The sequence below is a fragment of the Maribellus luteus genome (assembly GCF_003576475.1).
GTDB lineage: Bacteria > Bacteroidota > Bacteroidia > Bacteroidales > Prolixibacteraceae > Draconibacterium > Draconibacterium luteum.
Genome location: NZ_QWGR01000144.1, coordinates 1 through 614, shown reverse-complemented (window position 1 = coordinate 614; position 614 = coordinate 1). Strand labels below are relative to the sequence as shown.

The following is a 614-nucleotide window of genomic DNA, read 5'->3' as shown; positions in this document are numbered from 1 at the left end:
AGCAGGCGCCTCGTCCCATATGACTCCGATCGCCGCAAGGGTCACGCCCTGGGCATCCTTTCTGCACCATCATCCGATGATACGAACCGCCGCCATTGTAGCCACTGTCGGCCTGACCCTGACGGTCGCAGGCCTATCCGGCTGCGGGATTCGCGGGCCGCTGTACATGCCCAAGGTGCCACCGGCACCCACCGCGCCGCAAACCGCCGACCCTGGCATCGCCGGCCCGAACGCCGTGCCGCAGCCGCCGGTCCCGGGCGCCAAACCCCCCGCCGATGCCGCCAGCGCGGTACCCGCGAACCGCTGATCCCGTCCTTTTTCGCTCAACCGGCGCCGTCCTTATCCGGTGCGACGCCCAGAATGTTCCCGCTCATGTCCGAGTCCCTGATCCGCCAGGAAGGCGCGCTGATGATCGAAGGCGTCGCACTCGACGCGATTGCCGCGCAGTTCGGCACGCCCACCTACGTGTACTCGCGCGCCGCGCTCACCGCCAACTATCGGGCCTACGCCGCCGCATGCGAGGGCCGCAACGCGCATGTGCAGTACGCCATGAAAGCCAACTCGAACCTCGCCGTGCTGCAGGTGTTCGCACAGCTAGGCGCTGGCTTTGACAT

At 67.6% G+C, this 614-nt stretch carries 1 protein-coding gene and 1 pseudogene; both read left to right on the top strand.

Features of this window, described 5'->3' with window-relative positions; translation table 11 throughout:
* Window positions 1-307, top strand: a 307-nt coding sequence (gene lptM, locus D1614_RS28330; protein WP_206610173.1) for an LPS translocon maturation chaperone LptM, incomplete at its 5' end; no start/stop codon positions are given.
* Window positions 308-372: 65 nt separating this feature from the next.
* Window positions 373-614 (top strand): annotated as a pseudogene (locus D1614_RS28325) (hypothetical protein); the annotation flags it as partial.